Origin of the sequence: Lactobacillus kalixensis DSM 16043, from assembly GCF_001434335.1 — a bacterium.
In the GTDB taxonomy this organism is placed as follows: Bacteria; Bacillota; Bacilli; order Lactobacillales; family Lactobacillaceae; genus Lactobacillus; species Lactobacillus kalixensis.
In genome coordinates, this window is the sequence record NZ_AZFM01000004.1 from 91,917 (window position 1) to 107,455 (window position 15,539).

Annotated in this window: 10 protein-coding genes, 3 tRNA genes, 1 riboswitch and 1 other annotated feature; of the genes, 2 read left to right on the forward strand and 11 right to left on the reverse strand. The window is 35.5% G+C overall.

Annotated elements, in window-relative coordinates; all coding sequences use genetic code 11:
• Window positions 1-12: 12 nt before the first annotated feature.
• Window positions 13-870, reverse strand: coding sequence for an NAD(P)H-hydrate dehydratase (locus FC46_RS02470; protein WP_057797488.1), 858 nt, complete (start codon window positions 868-870; stop codon window positions 13-15).
• Between the two features lies 1 nt (window position 871).
• Window positions 872-2,170 (reverse strand): serine hydrolase, encoded by a 1,299-nt coding sequence (locus FC46_RS02475; RefSeq protein WP_057797490.1) that lies wholly within the window; start codon window positions 2,168-2,170, stop codon window positions 872-874.
• Window positions 2,171-2,275: 105 nt separating this feature from the next.
• On the opposite strand from FC46_RS02475, the gene FC46_RS02480 reads away from it, so the two are divergent.
• Window positions 2,276-2,359: transfer RNA gene (locus tag FC46_RS02480), tRNA-Leu, on the forward strand.
• Between the two features lie 89 nt (window positions 2,360-2,448).
• On the opposite strand, the gene FC46_RS02485 is transcribed toward FC46_RS02480, so the two are convergent.
• The 5 genes from FC46_RS02485 to leuS all read right to left on the reverse strand — a co-directional run bounded on the left by FC46_RS02485 (window position 2,449) and on the right by leuS (window position 11,365).
• Window positions 2,449-3,273: a hypothetical protein gene (locus FC46_RS02485; protein ID WP_057797492.1), complete on the reverse strand. Its 825-nt coding sequence runs from the start codon at window positions 3,271-3,273 to the stop codon at window positions 2,449-2,451.
• 506 nt (window positions 3,274-3,779) lie between these two features.
• The gene (locus FC46_RS02490) at window positions 3,780-6,053 is read right to left on the reverse strand and encodes a mucin-binding protein (protein WP_057797494.1); all 2,274 of its coding nucleotides are present in this window, start codon (window positions 6,051-6,053) and stop codon (window positions 3,780-3,782) included.
• Between the two features lie 231 nt (window positions 6,054-6,284).
• Window positions 6,285-6,569, reverse strand: a complete 285-nt coding sequence (locus tag FC46_RS02495; RefSeq protein WP_057797496.1) for a cupin domain-containing protein — start codon at window positions 6,567-6,569, stop codon at window positions 6,285-6,287.
• 639 nt (window positions 6,570-7,208) lie between these two features.
• A complete protein-coding gene (locus tag FC46_RS02500; protein WP_057797499.1) occupies window positions 7,209-8,855 on the reverse strand; it encodes a putative polysaccharide biosynthesis protein in 1,647 nt (548 codons plus the stop codon).
• A gap of 95 nt (window positions 8,856-8,950) precedes the next feature.
• Entirely contained in the window at window positions 8,951-11,365 is a 2,415-nt protein-coding gene (leuS, locus tag FC46_RS02505; protein WP_057797501.1) for a leucine--tRNA ligase, read from the reverse strand.
• A 43-nt stretch (window positions 11,366-11,408) separates the two neighbouring features.
• Window positions 11,409-11,591 (reverse strand) — a binding site (T-box leader).
• A gap of 69 nt (window positions 11,592-11,660) precedes the next feature.
• Between leuS and FC46_RS02510 the strand changes: the two genes are divergently transcribed.
• The gene (locus tag FC46_RS02510) at window positions 11,661-12,323 is read left to right on the forward strand and encodes a phosphatase PAP2 family protein (RefSeq protein ID WP_057797503.1); all 663 of its coding nucleotides are present in this window, start codon (window positions 11,661-11,663) and stop codon (window positions 12,321-12,323) included.
• Between the two features lie 43 nt (window positions 12,324-12,366).
• On the opposite strand, the gene FC46_RS02515 is transcribed toward FC46_RS02510, so the two are convergent.
• The 4 genes from FC46_RS02515 to FC46_RS02530 all read right to left on the reverse strand — a co-directional run bounded on the left by FC46_RS02515 (window position 12,367) and on the right by FC46_RS02530 (window position 15,478).
• Window positions 12,367-13,824, reverse strand: a complete 1,458-nt coding sequence (locus tag FC46_RS02515; RefSeq protein WP_057797505.1) for an MDR family MFS transporter — start codon at window positions 13,822-13,824, stop codon at window positions 12,367-12,369.
• Window positions 13,825-13,849: 25 nt separating this feature from the next.
• Window positions 13,850-15,049 (reverse strand): methionine adenosyltransferase, encoded by a 1,200-nt coding sequence (gene metK, locus FC46_RS02520; RefSeq protein ID WP_057797507.1) that lies wholly within the window; start codon window positions 15,047-15,049, stop codon window positions 13,850-13,852.
• A riboswitch (SMK box riboswitch) is annotated at window positions 15,047-15,132 on the reverse strand. Its footprint overlaps the gene before it by 3 nt.
• Window positions 15,133-15,196: 64 nt before the next feature.
• Window positions 15,197-15,269, reverse strand: a tRNA-Val gene (locus FC46_RS02525).
• 118 nt (window positions 15,270-15,387) lie between these two features.
• Window positions 15,388-15,478: transfer RNA gene (locus FC46_RS02530), tRNA-Ser, on the reverse strand.
• Between the last annotated feature and the right edge of the window lie 61 nt (window positions 15,479-15,539).

The window sequence follows — 15,539 nt, forward strand, 5'->3', positions numbered from 1 at the left end:
ATTCTCATTCTGTTAATTTAAGTCGGCATATTTTTTCATTAGCTTAGGTAGTAATGATGAAATTTGGGTAGGTTTAACTAGGTAATGATCTTGATAAATTAGATCACCTGCTAATGAATGTAAATAGACCGCTGCTAAAATTGTATCAGGATTTGGGCCAAATTGGGCAATAAAGCCTCCGATAATTCCAGCAAGTGTATCACCGGTGCCACCCGTTGCCATTCCTGGATTACCAATTCTGTTGACATATACGGTGCCATATTCACTATAGACATGTGTATGATTAGATTTCAAAACCAAGGTTGCATTGTTATTTTGTGCAAGATGATGCAAAGCGGTCAAATTAGCTTGATCTGTTTGGAATTCAATTCTGATCCCACTTAATCGCTGCCATTCCATTTGATGGGGCGTAAATATTAAGTGGCCAGCTTTTACTGGCAGAAGATTTTTATCTTCACTAATTAAATCGATCGCACTAGCGTCTAATACCAAGGTTTGATCTGGGGTGATTTTTTCTTTTAGCATCACTAATAATCGTTTCGCTTGATCTCCAGTACCAAGACCTGGCCCACAGACAATAACATCCATTTGAGGAACTAAAGAAGCCAATTTATTGTCTTTCCAATCAATATACATTGCTTCGGGATCACGAGCGTGGAGTGCAGTTAAGTTAATTGAATGTGTAGCAACAGCAATCAAACCAGCACCTGCATTCAGTGCACCTTCAGTTGCCATGATGATTGCGCCACCGTAGTTTTCACTACCACCAATCAAAAGAATTCTTCCGTAATTTCCCTTGTGGGTATTACTTTTTCTAAGCTTAATTACTTTTTTTAAAATATCTTCTGAAATTGTAATTTCATCAGTCATTTTATCTTACTCCAGTAATCCAGCGCCAAAATCTAACAAAAACATTGGCCTTGCTATTAGCAGATAAAGCTTGTGCATCAACCCGCATTCCATTTGGCTGCTCAAGCGAAACCAATTTATCAGATCCTGATTTGAATTGGTATTGGCTTATAACTTGCCCCTTATTTATTGGTGCATCTGCAGTTTTTTTAGTTAAAGAAGCAGTTACATTTTTACCATCAACTGGATCCCAAATAGTAGTCTTACTCTTCAAACCAACATTAGTATCAAGCTGCTTACCATCTGCTACGCGAACACTTTGTGCCTTTCCCAAAGTGCTTCCAGCATTCAAGTTAATCGCATTATAATTCTTATAAATCCAGCGCATTAAACGTTTAGTTTGAATAAATCTTGAAGGATCTGTACCATCTTGGTGGCGAGCACCCATAACTACAGTGATAATTCTGCCACCTTGGTGAACAGCTGTACCGATAAAGCAAGCACCTGCCTTATCGGTAGTACCGGTTTTAAGACCATCTACTGATAAGTTTGCATCATATTGAGACAAACCTTTTAACATCCAGTTAAAGTTGCTCATTTGAGTAGTTTGATTGCCATCTTTGAAATTCATTTTGGCAATTTTAGTAGTATTTAAAACTGCTGGAAAATCGTCAATAAGTCTTTGACCAACAATTGCCATATCACGAGCAGACATAAGATTTTCTGCATCTTTACTTACTCCAGGATAAGCATCTGAACCTACATTACCATTAGGCAACCCACAAACTGTGTAAAGTTTGGCATCAGTAATGCCCCACTTTTTCACCTGAGTACGCATCTGTTTAACAAAAGCTTCTTGAGAACCAGCAACTGCTTTAGCTAAACACATTGCCGCACCGTTAGCTGATTCAATTAAAGTTGCTTGATACAATTGTCTAATAGTGTATGAATGACCCTTTTTCAATGGAACATTTGAATATTCAGAATTGTTAGCTACCTTTACAATGTTATCAGTTGGTGTAACTTTCGTATTCCAAGAAATTTGCTTATTCTTTATGGCTTGTAAAGTTAAGTAAACAGTAATTAATTTTGTCATTGATGCAATTGGTAATATTTTATTTGCGTTTTGAGCATATAAAATTTGCCCTGAATTACTGTCGATTGCTAAAGCAGATTTAACATCCAGGCTTAAATCATTTTGTCGATATGAACTTACATTACTGCTTGCAAAAACTGGGCTTGCTATTGCTGCAGTTGAACACATTGTAAGTGCTGCAACAAGTATAATTACTATTTTTTTTATTTTCGTCTTAATTCTCATAAAACCTTCCTTTAAGCGAACAAAACATACTTTCGTTATCTTAGATATTTATTTCCATTTTACCAAATATTTGGTATTATAGATGAGAAGTTGTTCATTAACTTTGCCCCGATGGCGGAATTGGCAGACGCGCAGCGTTCAGGTCGCTGTTCAGGCAACTGAGTGAAAGTTCGAATCTTTTTCGGGGCATATTCTTTAGAGCTAGTATATCTAGCTCTTTTATTTTAGCTAAAACAAAAAAGAGGCTTTAGCCTCTTTTTGCATACTAATAATTAATATTAGTTATTGTTAGAACTTGCATTGTCGTCTTTAATGTTCAAGTCTTTCTTAGCTTGTTCATAAAGATCGTTTGCATTCTTATTACTTGCTGAGTATTGTTCACTAGTAAGAACGGCAGCATTTGGATCATCCAAAGTTACTGCACTTGCTGGAATCAAAATGTACTTCTTATCACTTGTCATTGCATAATAAGCGGTAACTTTTTGGTTATTACTGCTAATTGCATTGTCATCTTTAAACAAGATGGTAAGAGTAGTACCTACTGGCATCTCTGAATCAGCTTTACTACCTTTACCAGTGCTGGTATCCATGTTGAAGTAAATAGATGCAGTAGTTACTTTACCGGTATATGTCTTTGGTTTTGCAGCATCAATTTTACTTTGCCAATCTGCAGCCTTCTTCTTGTAAGCTGCGACTGCTTTATCTCTTGATTGCTTCATCAATGAAGTTAAGGTTGGAACCTTCTTCTTGCTAATTACTTTAGCATCCTTGGTTCTAATTGCATAGTTGCCGCCAAGGTAGTAGTAATTTACACCTTTGTACTTAGTTGACCAGCTAGCAGTCATCTTAACAGCTTTCATGGTAAGCTGACGGCCATTCTTCTTCATTGGCACAATCTTAGAAACTGCAGTGCCTTTTTTGTTGAAAGTAATCTTATAAAGACGAGCACCCTTCTTAACACTAACAGTTGGATTCTTATAGTTCTTCTTAGTACTCTTTGTAGCAGCTTGAACAGTTGGTGTAGTAGTTTCAGCCAAACTTACCCCTGTGCTAGTCAATAAAGCAGCAGCTGCTAATACAGTAAATAACTTTCTTTTTTTCATTTTGTTATGCCTCACATTTAAAAACTCTACTGATCATATTATAACCTATTTTCATGAAAATATTAGCCAAAAGCTTTGTGAAACCATTACAAGCATTATTTTTGACAATATTATCACTTCATTTCCAAATGTTAATCGCTTTCATCTTTGATCATAGTGTATTTTGTTTTTACATCTTAAAATAAAGTACCGTGGAACTACTATTACAATAGGCTATACACAGGTTTTACACATACATTACAGTTCAAAAGTTTAAATAATTTGTTTACTCTATTATTATTTTACTTTTTGTTATGTCAAAAAACTGTATTTAGTGTATGATATAGGCGGTAGGAATATTCTACTATGATTAGCTTACACAATTTCTCCGTTAGATCTTTTAATATCCGAAAGATTTTTAGAAATTGTCGTATTTGTATCTGTATTTTCATGGCCACTAAGATCTATTGCTGAAGTCTTAGTGGTTTTTTCATGCAAAAAAAGCTGGATTGCTCCAGCTTTTCTTATTATGTATTATCTTTATCTTCTCTGTTATTTTCAGGATTATCTTCTTCATCTGAATTTGCTAATCCTAAAATGGCAACAGCTAAACCAAACAAATCATTATCATCCTGATCGTCAGTTTCAGCTTCTTTAAATTCCTTAGCAGCTTCTTTTTCTATCCTCTTAGTTTTATCTTGAGCACGCTTTGTTTCGATGTCTTCCATCCCTATCCCGCCACTAGCATTCATATATGGTACTTTAGTATCTAGCGTTGGATTCTCCGGTGAAATACTTGGAATATTAGTACTCCATTGATCCAAAATAGGAGTATCTTGATCAGTCAAAACTTTCGTAGCATCATCTGGATCATTAATATAATTTGGGCGATCTACATTTGGAATTGGCTTGCCCATTGGGTTTACAGGTAGAATTTTCCCCACCTTATGGTAAACAACTTTTTGCATGACGTTAGTTTTTTCTTCACTAACTATCAATCCACCTGCTTCGGCTTTCTCAGCAACATAGCCCGCAATAACTGGCACTTTTATTCTTTTGAAAGTGTGGTCCCCAATTAAACCAGTCTTTGTTTCAATAATTGGTTCACGTAATTGGTTATCCTTTTCACCAACAAATTTAATAGTTTGCATAGCTGAGTAAGTATCAGAAACACCCTTATTGATTCTTTGACTATAAACAATTTTAATAGTTACATCTTTATCTGAAGGTAAGACATTATCTTGCGGTTCAACTGCTTTTTGAGTGATTTGGAAATAACCAATATCACCTGGATATTTTGCAACTACTTTAGGGAAGATATTAGTATCTTCTTCGCACTGCCAAGCACTTTCACTGTTTTCTGAACTAATTTGCTTATTGCCATTAATTTCAAAACCTAATACTTTACCAGTTACTTGATCAACTATCGCTGTTCGATAAAAATGCACTTCTTGAACTACTTCACTGGTACCATCTGGTGCACCATTAACAGATTGACCGCGATCATTAATAAAACGAATAATTCGCTTTATATCTTTGTGTAAAGCCATTCTTTCATCATGTGGTGTAATACTTGGATATTCCGGATCTTCCTCTCCAGGTTTTCCTGCTAAATGCAAAATGTGGTGTTTAACATGGATAGTAAAAACATTATAACCTTTTTGGATTTTGGTTGGAATTTCAACTTGACTTTTTGCCACTTCATATCCCAACTTGCGTAGTTTTTCAACATCAACAGCTGGATCATACTCAATCTGTGTACCAATTATTTGTTGCCCAGATGTATATCCAACGCCTTCCTTGACGTTAATATCTTCATCAATAATGTCATCATGAAAAACAACCGTTAAGAATCCTTTTTCGCTACTATCATTTTTAGGAGTCGTATAAACGGCCTGTTCAGTACCTGAACCAGATAAATAAATTACCATTGTATCTTGAGATGGATCTTCTTTTGGCTGAATTAAATCACCAACTTTACCATTTGCTGGATGATAGCCTTCAATACTAGGTAAAGCAATCGCAGTGATTTTGGTAATATCTTCTGGATCAGTTGGAAATGAATATGACTCACTTGCAGGAAGCTGTTGACCATCCTTATCAACCAAGATTAATTGCCCATTTGGCGCATAAGTGACTGTTATCATAATATTGCCTAAAGTTTGCTCAACATCTGTCATTTCAGCAATATTACCTTTACCATCATCATATTTTTTTCCATCTGGACTAACAATACTTTCAACGTGATAGCCTTCAATAAATGGCGTATTTACACTTCTAAAAGTCGTACCATCTTCATGACTCCATTCAATGTTCTGAGTTTGATCTTCTAGTTCATCCCCAATTGCATTAGTCCATTTTTTAGTAACTTGGTCAAAATAACTTTTCCCAACAAAGTGAAGCGTATCGGTTACAGTTGCTGGATTATTGCCATTTGCGCCTTGATAAATAATGATTCTAGTTACATTTTTTTGAAGATCTACATTCTTAAGGCCATTACCAGCTTGAGTAGGATTTATTTCTTTAATATCATGATCAACAAAAATATTTACAACTTGATCAGATTCCATAATCTTATCTGGAATCGCTACAGTTGAATTCAAAATTTTATAACCTTGTGTTCTTAATTCATCAAAAACCTTTTCCTGATTATATTCAAAGTCTTTCCCAGCTTGTGTTGCTGTAACATTAACAGTGTATTGTGGTAAGTCTTGACTTGTCTTAACATCAGTTACTTTAACTGTAAGACTATACTGACCATTTTCATTTGGATTATTATGTTCTAAATTTAACTCTGTCATTTTGATTTACCTTACTCTGGTCTACGACAATTATTCAATCATTATATTATATCTAAATCTATATCGATATTTTTTGTGATTGCTATTTTAAAAAATTCAACATTAACGTTATTTTTAGTTTAACATTTTTCCTTTAGTAGTGACTTAAAAAATTATAGTTTCTGTTATTATTTTTCACAAAAAAAGGCACCCTATCACATAGGATACCTCAATAGTTAAGTAAAAAATATTTTAACCTAACTTGTTATAGTCTTCATCTGATACTGGTTCGTACCATTTTGTTGTTCCTTCACCAACCATAATAGCTATGTGAGCAAACCATGAATCTTTAGCAGCACCATGCCAATTATTGCGACAACCAGGTTCAAAAGTAACATTTGAAACGCCAGTTTTTGCGTCTTTACTTGAAGCTAAGCCCTTTAAGTAACTTTTACCTACAAAATATTTAGCATAAGCATCATTGCTTTCACCAAAACCAAAGACACTATTTTTTACTTCTTCTTCATTTTTAGCCATATTTTTTCCCCTCATATCTTTTATTTTTACTATTCATATTCTAAATCTATTTTCCACCATTGATAAATACTTATTACTAGTTGCAATTGATAACTTTTAATTATCGTAATTCTAATTGATGAACTACAAGAAAAAATTGGTGACACTTCAACCGAATCATTTATTATTTATATTTTCTTTTTCAGATTCATGTAAGCGCTTTTATTTTATGGTAACTTGTGTTATATTGTTGGTGAAGAAGGATCAAAATAGAAAAAGGAAGATGATCTATATGTTAACATGGGCAATTGGTGGAACATTTTTAGCAATAGAATTAATTGGAGTGGTTTTATTATCATGCTACAAAGCATAAGCATTACGCTCCATAATTATGAAACAACTTATAACTAAAAAACTGATTAGTGTTCTAAGAAACTAATCAGTTTTTTGATACCTTATTTTTGCGGCTTATCCCATTCTCCTGGCATATATAGACCTGAATTATCTATTTTTATTAACGGCTTACAAAACTTAGCCTTTAAAAATTCTAAAAACTTTTCCATCTTTCACCTATTGTCATCAATATATATTTCTTTAGATATATTCTATGACTTTCAAGTTAAAACGGTTTCGTTTATACATCACCTTAATAGATTTTTATTAACTTATGTGAAGCTTATTGAGTAGTCTGGTTGCTTTGCTACCCATAATTTTTTGCAAAAGTCCCGTTTTTAAGACCATGAATCCGTAAACAATTACTCCTGCAATAACTGCTAAAACAACTAACGCTAAGGCAGATATTCGTCTTTCTGGTGATAAGAATTTTCCACCGAAAAAGACCACGAATTTAACTACCGCAAACATCATTGCTGAAAACACAACAATACCGGTAAAGCGTCGAGCTGTTCTTCCTAAATTGAAATCATAGCTAAATTCCAAATGCTTAATTGCTAGGAAAATAATTATTAGCATTCCAATATTAGTTGAAGTTAATGGTCCATAGACCTTAAATAGATATATCATTGGATATTGCAAAATAAATTTGATAATTAACCCAATGACTAAATATTTAATCGCAAGTCCATTTTCAGATAAACCTTGCAAAATTGCCATTAAAACAGTAAATAATCCTAACGTAATTGCAGTAAAGGATGATAAATATAGAACGTTGGATCCTAACGGATCATAGCTATAAAATACCGTATAAATTGGCGTTGCAATTCCAGCCATCCCAAATGATGCAGGAATCATTACAAACAAGAACAGATCAAGTGTATTGCTAATTTGCTTTGAAATACTGCGATAGTCGCCTTGAGTATGTGCCGCTGACAAAAGCGGAATTGCCGTTACTGCCATCGCACTTGCCAAGGAAACAATAATCATAATTAATTTATTAGCATTCAGAGCAAATAGTGCATACCATCCTTCAATCGTATCTGAGCTAGCATGTACTAAACTTGCAATCATCGGGTGAAATGAATACTGATCAACTAAATAAAATAGTTGGATTCCGGCATCTATGATAATAAATGGAATCGCTTGTTCAATAATTTCAGCAAATAAACCACCTGTTGATACTTGAATAGCATTATTAGAATTAGCAACTAAATCATTTAACCTTTGTCGTCTTGTAAACAAAAACCATAGTAAAATTGCAATTCCAAAAATTGCACCAATGGCAGCTGCTAAATTCGACTGAATAACTGCATGAACATATGAGCCATGTTGAACTTGCATGATGACATATGCTGTCAAAAGCATCCAAATAACTCTAGCAAATTGCTCAACAAACTGTGACATGGCTGACGGCATCATATCAGCATAACCTTGGAAATAGCCACGCATAATACTCAAAATTGGAATAATCAAAATAGCATACGATAAACTTCGCATTACTGCTACTTGACGTGGATCACTTTGGCTACCATTAGAAGCTAGAATCGGTGCCGCAAAATACATAATAGCTGCTGAAATCACACCCAAAACAGCCATCAGAATCAAGCCTTTTCTAAACAGTTTTCTTCCAATACCGTATTCATTTAGTGCATTATATTTCGCTACCTGCTTAGCCACAGCTCCGGGAATACCAGCAGTTGAAATGAGAATAAAGATACTGTAAATATTATAACTTCTGGCAGTTAAAGCATTAGCAATATTGCCATAATGCCCCATCCATGCATACCATGGAATGATATATAACGCACCCAATATTCTTGAGGCAATCGAACCAAAAGTCATCCACGCAGATCCTTTTATAAAGGTTTCCTGCGTATTTTTTTCATTTAGATTTGTTTCGTTCTCTTCCATCAATCTCTTTAATCTTTCCTATTACTTCTGAATTTATTATAAATTTTGGAGAAAAGATCCAGTATCGATCTTCTTTATTTTAGGAAAAATTAAAACTATTTGGCAACGATATTAACGATCTTGTTAGGAATAACAATAACTTTCTTAATATCTTTACCTTCAACGAACTTCTTAACGTGTTCTTGATCTAAAGCTTGCTTTTGCAATTCATCTTTATCTGTGTCTTTAGCAGCTTGAAACTTACCACGAAGTTTACCATTCACCTGAACCATAATTTCTACAGTTGATTCAACTAACTTAGCTGGATCATATTCAGGCCATTTTGCATAAGAAATTGATTCATCATGACCGAAGACTGCCCAGATTTCTTCCATCATGTGTGGAGCAACTGGTGCCAACAATTTTACAAAGCCCTCAGCATATTCCTTTGGAATTGTCTTAGCTTTTTGAGCAGCATTAACAAAAACCATCATTTGACTGATTGCAGTATTAAAGTGAAGTGCATCAAAGTCTTCAGTAACCTTCTTAACAGTTTCGTTATAAACCTTATCCAAAGTACCGTCGTTTTCATTAACAATTCTCTCTTGAGGGATTGCCTTAAGATCTAAATCGTTAACAAATAAACGCCATACTCGATCTAAGAACTTCTTAGTTGAAGCAGGACCGTTATCATCCCAGTCAATTGATGCATCTAATGGTCCCATGAACATTTCATACATTCTAAGTGAGTCTGCACCATATTCTTCGATAACATCATCTGGATTAACAACATTTCCTTTAGACTTAGACATCTTTTCATGATTCTTAAGAATTAATCCTTGATTATACAACTTTTGGAATGGTTCCTTAGTTGGAACAACACCTAAGTCATAAAGAACCTTATGCCAGAATCTTGCATAAAGAAGGTGACGAACTGCGTGTTCTGCCCCACCAATGTATAAATCAACTGGAAGCCACTTCTTAAGCAAGTCATAATCAGCTAATTCTTTATCATTATGTGGATCAATGTAGCGAATGTAGTACCAACTTGAACCTGCCCAGTTTGGCATAGTATTGGTCTCACGCTTTCCTTTACGTCCATTTTCATCAACAACATTTACCCAGTCAGTCAAGTTTGCTAAAGGACTTTCCGGAGTACCTGATGGCTTAATGTTAGTTGCATGTGGCAAGCGTAATGGAAGTTCATCTTCTGGAACCAAGCTGGTAGTACCATCTTCCCAGTGAATAACTGGAATAGGTTCACCCCAGTAGCGTTGGCGACTGAAGTCCCAATCACGAAGCTTGTAGTTAACCTTTTGCTTACCGACATTGTGTTCTTCAAGCCAGTCAACCATCTTCTTCTTAGCATCATCATTGTTAAGACCATCTAAGAATTCTGAGTTAACATGGACACCATCCCCAGTAAAGGCTTCTTTGCTAATATCTCCACCTTCGATAACACGGTTAATTGGTAATCCAAACTTTTCTGCAAAAGCATGATCACGATCATCATGAGCAGGAACCGCCATAACAGCACCAGTACCGTAACTTGCTAAAACATAGTCAGAAATCCAAATTGGAACTTCTTTTCCGTTTACTGGGTTAATTGCATATGCACCAGTGAAAACACCAGTTTTATCCTTATTTAGATCTGTTCTTTCAAGATCTGATTTAGATTCAATTTGTTTAATGTAGGCATCAACTGCAGCCTTTTGTTCAGGAGTTACAATCTCTTGAACTAGTTTGCTTTCTGGCGCCAAAACAGTGTAAGAAACACCAAACAAAGTATCTGGTCGAGTAGTAAATACGTCAAATGTTTTATCAGTATCTTTAACCTTGAAAGTAACCTGGGCTCCAACTGAACGACCGATCCAGTTTCTTTGCATTTCCTTAACTGGTTCTGGCCAATCCAAGTCATCTAGATCTTCAAGTAATCTATCTGCATAGGCAGTCATCTTAAGCATCCATTGCTTCATATTACGACGGTATACCGGATAACCACCACGTTCTGTCTTACCATCAACTATTTCTTCATTAGCAACAACAGTACCTAAGTCTGGTGACCAATTAACAGGAACCTCAGCTTCATATGCTAAGCCCTTCTTGTACATTTGTTCAAATACCCATTGAGTCCACTTGTAAAAATTAGGATCACTAGTAGCTACTTCACGATCCCAATCATATGAAAAGCCTAAGGTGTTTAATTGACGCTTAAAGTTAGCAATATTTTCTTTAGTTACAACTTCTGGATCTTCACCAGTCTTTAAAGCATATTGTTCAGTTGGAAGACCAAATGCATCCCAACCCATTGGATGCAACACATTGTATCCTTGTGCACGCTTCATTCTTGACATAATATCGGTAGCCGTATAACCTTCTGGGTGGCCAACATGGAGACCTTTACCTGATGGAAATGGGAACATGTCTAAAGCATAATAATTTTTCTTCTTTGGATCCGTACCAGTCTTAAAAGTATCATGATCAGCCCAATATTTTTGCCACTTCTTTTCAACAACCTTGTGATTGTACATTATTTATTCCTTCCTAAACAAAAAGTCCTATGATTCTAAGAAATCATAGGACGAATTTACTCGCGGTACCACCTAAGTTCCACATAATGTGACACTTATTGCTCCTTAACGCGGAAGCACAACGAAAGGTTTATCTTTCAGGACGAGTTCACCAGAAACTTTTAAAGCTTTACACCAACCAGCTTCTCTCTGAAAAAAATTGCTAATTACTACTTCCTGACCTTTATTTTCTTTTAGATAATGATTATAATTTACCACAAATGCTAAAAATTACAAGACAAGAGGAGAAGATCTTTTGATTAATACTAAAAGACCCCCTAAAGATACACTAGTTGCTAGTGCTATTTTTACGGTGATTTTTGCCCTTTGGGCATATTTGGTATCAAGTAGTTCTCAAGTTATTCATAGTTTTGACAAAACCATGAATGGAATTATTTATACCAGTAATACAAGTTTGATTAATTTTGCCAAAACTTTCACTAATCTTGGCAATACAAGTACAATTGTTGTCGAAACGATAATTTTGTTTATTATTTTATTAGTTTTCAAACAATATGCCTATGCTTGGTTTACTGCAGGCGTAATGATTTGTGCTAACGGTTTTAATTGGATATTAAAACACGTAGTTCAAAGACCTCGTCCTACGGTTCGCCATTTGGTATATGCAGATGGTTATAGCTTCCCTTCAGGCCACTCAGTTGGAAGTGCTGCGCTATTTGGAGTGTTAATTGTTTTAACAATTTTACTTATTAAAAGCACTAGCTTGAAGACAATTTTAGTTATCATCTGGGCTCTGTTTTCACTAACAATCGGCTACACAAGAATTGTGCTTCATGTTCATTTCCCATCAGATGTTATGGGCGGCTGGCTTGAAGGAATCACCTTTGTATTATTAGGGTATTCATTCCTTTACCATTTCTATCTTGAGCCAAAATTAATTGAAGAAAAAAGAATTTAAAAATACCCCTGTTTACGTAAACTTGACGCGAACAGGGGTATTTTTATACATTATTTTTATTTTTTCGATAAGTTTGATTAAGAAGTAAGGAAACAATAATTACAATTAACGAAACCACATAGACACTCTTTAATCCGCCAAATAGTACTTCTCGTAATTGCGGAACTAAATTACTTGGCAAATTAGCAGCCTTTTCTGCAGAAACGATTTGATTCATCATATTTTGAGTAAGATCTGGGTGTTGAATTAATCGATGAGCAATCGCCGTATTGAATGCAATTCCATAGATTGAAACCATCATTGTCTGACCTAAATACTTCATCAATGTATTAAAGCTAGTCGCTACCCCAATTTCATCTTTTGTTACCAAAATTTGTGAACGAACTTGGGAGGCAGTAGTGATTACACCAAAGGCTGTTCCATTAAATGCTGCTATCATACAAAATACCCAAAATGGTGCGTAAATTGGGACTAATAATAAGACTAAATCAGCTGCAATTAAAATAAGTAGCATGTAGTCATACGTTCTTTTTATTCCCCACTTACCGAGCATCCAGCCAATTAAAAATGAGCCAACAATCCACATTAATGAACTTGGAGTAACGGCGAAACCAGCCATAGAAGCGTTAGTTCCATTAATTCCCTGTATCCAAGTTGGAATGTAGAATTCAAAGCCAATAACTACTCCACTGATCAGAAGAGTTATCAAATTGATCATCGCAAACTCTTTGTTTTTAAGCATACTGAGCGGCATTATTGGGTCTTGTGCTTTCTTTTCTGCACTATAAAACATGATTGTAGCTAGAACTATTAAAATTGCTAGTATAGCCATTAATAGCCAATTATTGCTACTTCCCAATTCTTGAAGCAAGATCATTAACGAAAGTAAGAAAATTACTAACCAAAAAGTGCCTTTAAGGTCTAGTTTAGATTTTGAACTGTGCTTTGGTTCTTTTAAATAAATCAAGACCAACAAAAAGGCCAAAATTCCGATCGGTACATTAATATAGAAAACCCAGTGCCATGACAAATGTTGCACGATGAAACCACCAAGTAAAGGTGCAATAACAGATGCTACTCCCCAAAATCCGGAATTCAATCCAAGCATTTTTGCTCTTTTTTCTAATGTAAATAAATCAGCTATTATTGTGATTGCTACTGGCTGAACAGCCCCGGAACCTAAACCTTGGATAACTCTGAATAAAATTAATTCCATCATATTTTGTGAAATTCCACAGAGCGATGACCCAACTACGAAAAGTGTAATTCCAAACAAAAAAACTGGCTTCCGCCCAAAGCTATCAGCCAGTTTTCCGTATAAAGGAGTTGACACTGCTGTCATGAGCAAGAAAATTGAAACTACCCAATTCATAATTTCCAAGCCATCAAGATCAGAAACAATAGTTGGCATTGCTGTTGAAACAATCGTTCCTTCAATCGCAGTCATAAAGGTTGTCATAAAAATTGCAAGCGTGACTACTGGCACGTTTGTTTTTTTCATTATTTATTGCCCCTTTTTCCTTTAATTAATTATTTTCTTTAACAAAATCAAGTAATTCTTGAACCTTATCTGTCTTTTCCCAAGGTAAATCAATATCTGTTCTACCAAAGTGACCATATGCAGCAGTTTGTTCATAGATTGGACGACGAAGATCAAGCATTTCAATGATACCGGCTGGGCGAAGATCGAATACTTCACGAACTGCTTCAGTTAATAAACCATCATCAACCTTACCAGTACCTGCAGTATCAATCATAATTGATACCGGATTAGCAACACCAATTGCATAGGCAAGTTGAACTTCACACCGATATGCTAAGCCGGCAGCAACAATATTTTTAGCAACATAGCGAGCGGCATATGAAGCTGAGCGATCAACCTTAGTTGCATCCTTTCCTGAAAAAGCACCACCACCATGGCGAGCATAACCGCCATAGGTATCAACAATAATCTTACGACCAGTTAACCCTGAATCACCCTTCGGACCACCAATAACAAAACGTCCTGATGGATTAATCAAAAACTTAGTTTGATCATCAAGATATTTAGCAGGAATGACTTCTTTAATTACTAAATCAATCATTGCTTTACGGATTTCGTCATTCGAAACTTCAGAATCTGTTTGAGTTGAAATAACTACAGTATCAACGCGTTTAGGTTTATTGTCTTCATCGTACTCAACAGTTACTTGAGCTTTGGCATCTGGACGAAGCCAATCAAGAGTATTGTCTTTTCTCAATGAAGCAACTCTTCTCATCAACTTGTGTGCCAATGAAATTGGAAGTGGCATCAGTTCAGGTGTTTCCTTAATTGCAAACCCAAACATTAATCCCTGATCACCTGCACCAATTTGATCAAGTTTATCATTGTCAGACTTGTTTTCTCTCATTTCAAGAGATTTATCAACACCGCCTGCAATATCAGGTGATTGTTCATCAATATCAACTAAAACAGCACAGTTATTTCCATCAAAACCTAATTCAGGTCTATTATAACCAATTTTTAAAACAGTTTCGCGAACAACATGTTGAATGTCAACATAAGCATCAGTTGAAATCTCACCAAAGACATAAACCATACCTGTGGTTACAATCGTCTCACAAGCAACGTGAGAATTTGGATCTTTTTCTAAAAGTGCATCTAAGATTGCATCAGAGATTTGATCAGCAACCTTATCCGGATGACCTTCAGAAACAGATTCTGAAGTAAATAAACGTTTTTCCATAAATAGTCCCCCTATATAGGCTAAAAGCTATTCGGTTACAAGGCATCTTCAATAAATGAATCCTATCAGGACTTGAACCGACTGAAATAATATTCTTCTTCGTTCTATATAAAATAAAAAGACCGCCTGAAGGCGGTCTTAGAACGATGGAGGATACAGGGCTCGAACCTGTGACCTCCTGCTTGTAAGGCAGATGCTCTCCCAGCTGAGCTAATCCTCCAATAAATGTTCACACTCTTGCGAACCACTTTTTTTATTATACCGTTAGTAATTAAGATGTCAACAACAATTGAAAATAAAAAGAACCTTCCACTGAAGGTTCAAATACTCAACTATTACGGAGTGTGAGAGATTTGAACTCTCGATACAGGATTAAACCCGTATACATGATTTCCAATCATGCTCCTTAAGCCACTCGGACAACACTCCATCGAGCTCCGGCTGTCAGACTCGAACTGACGACATCTTGATTAACAGTCAAGCGCTCTAC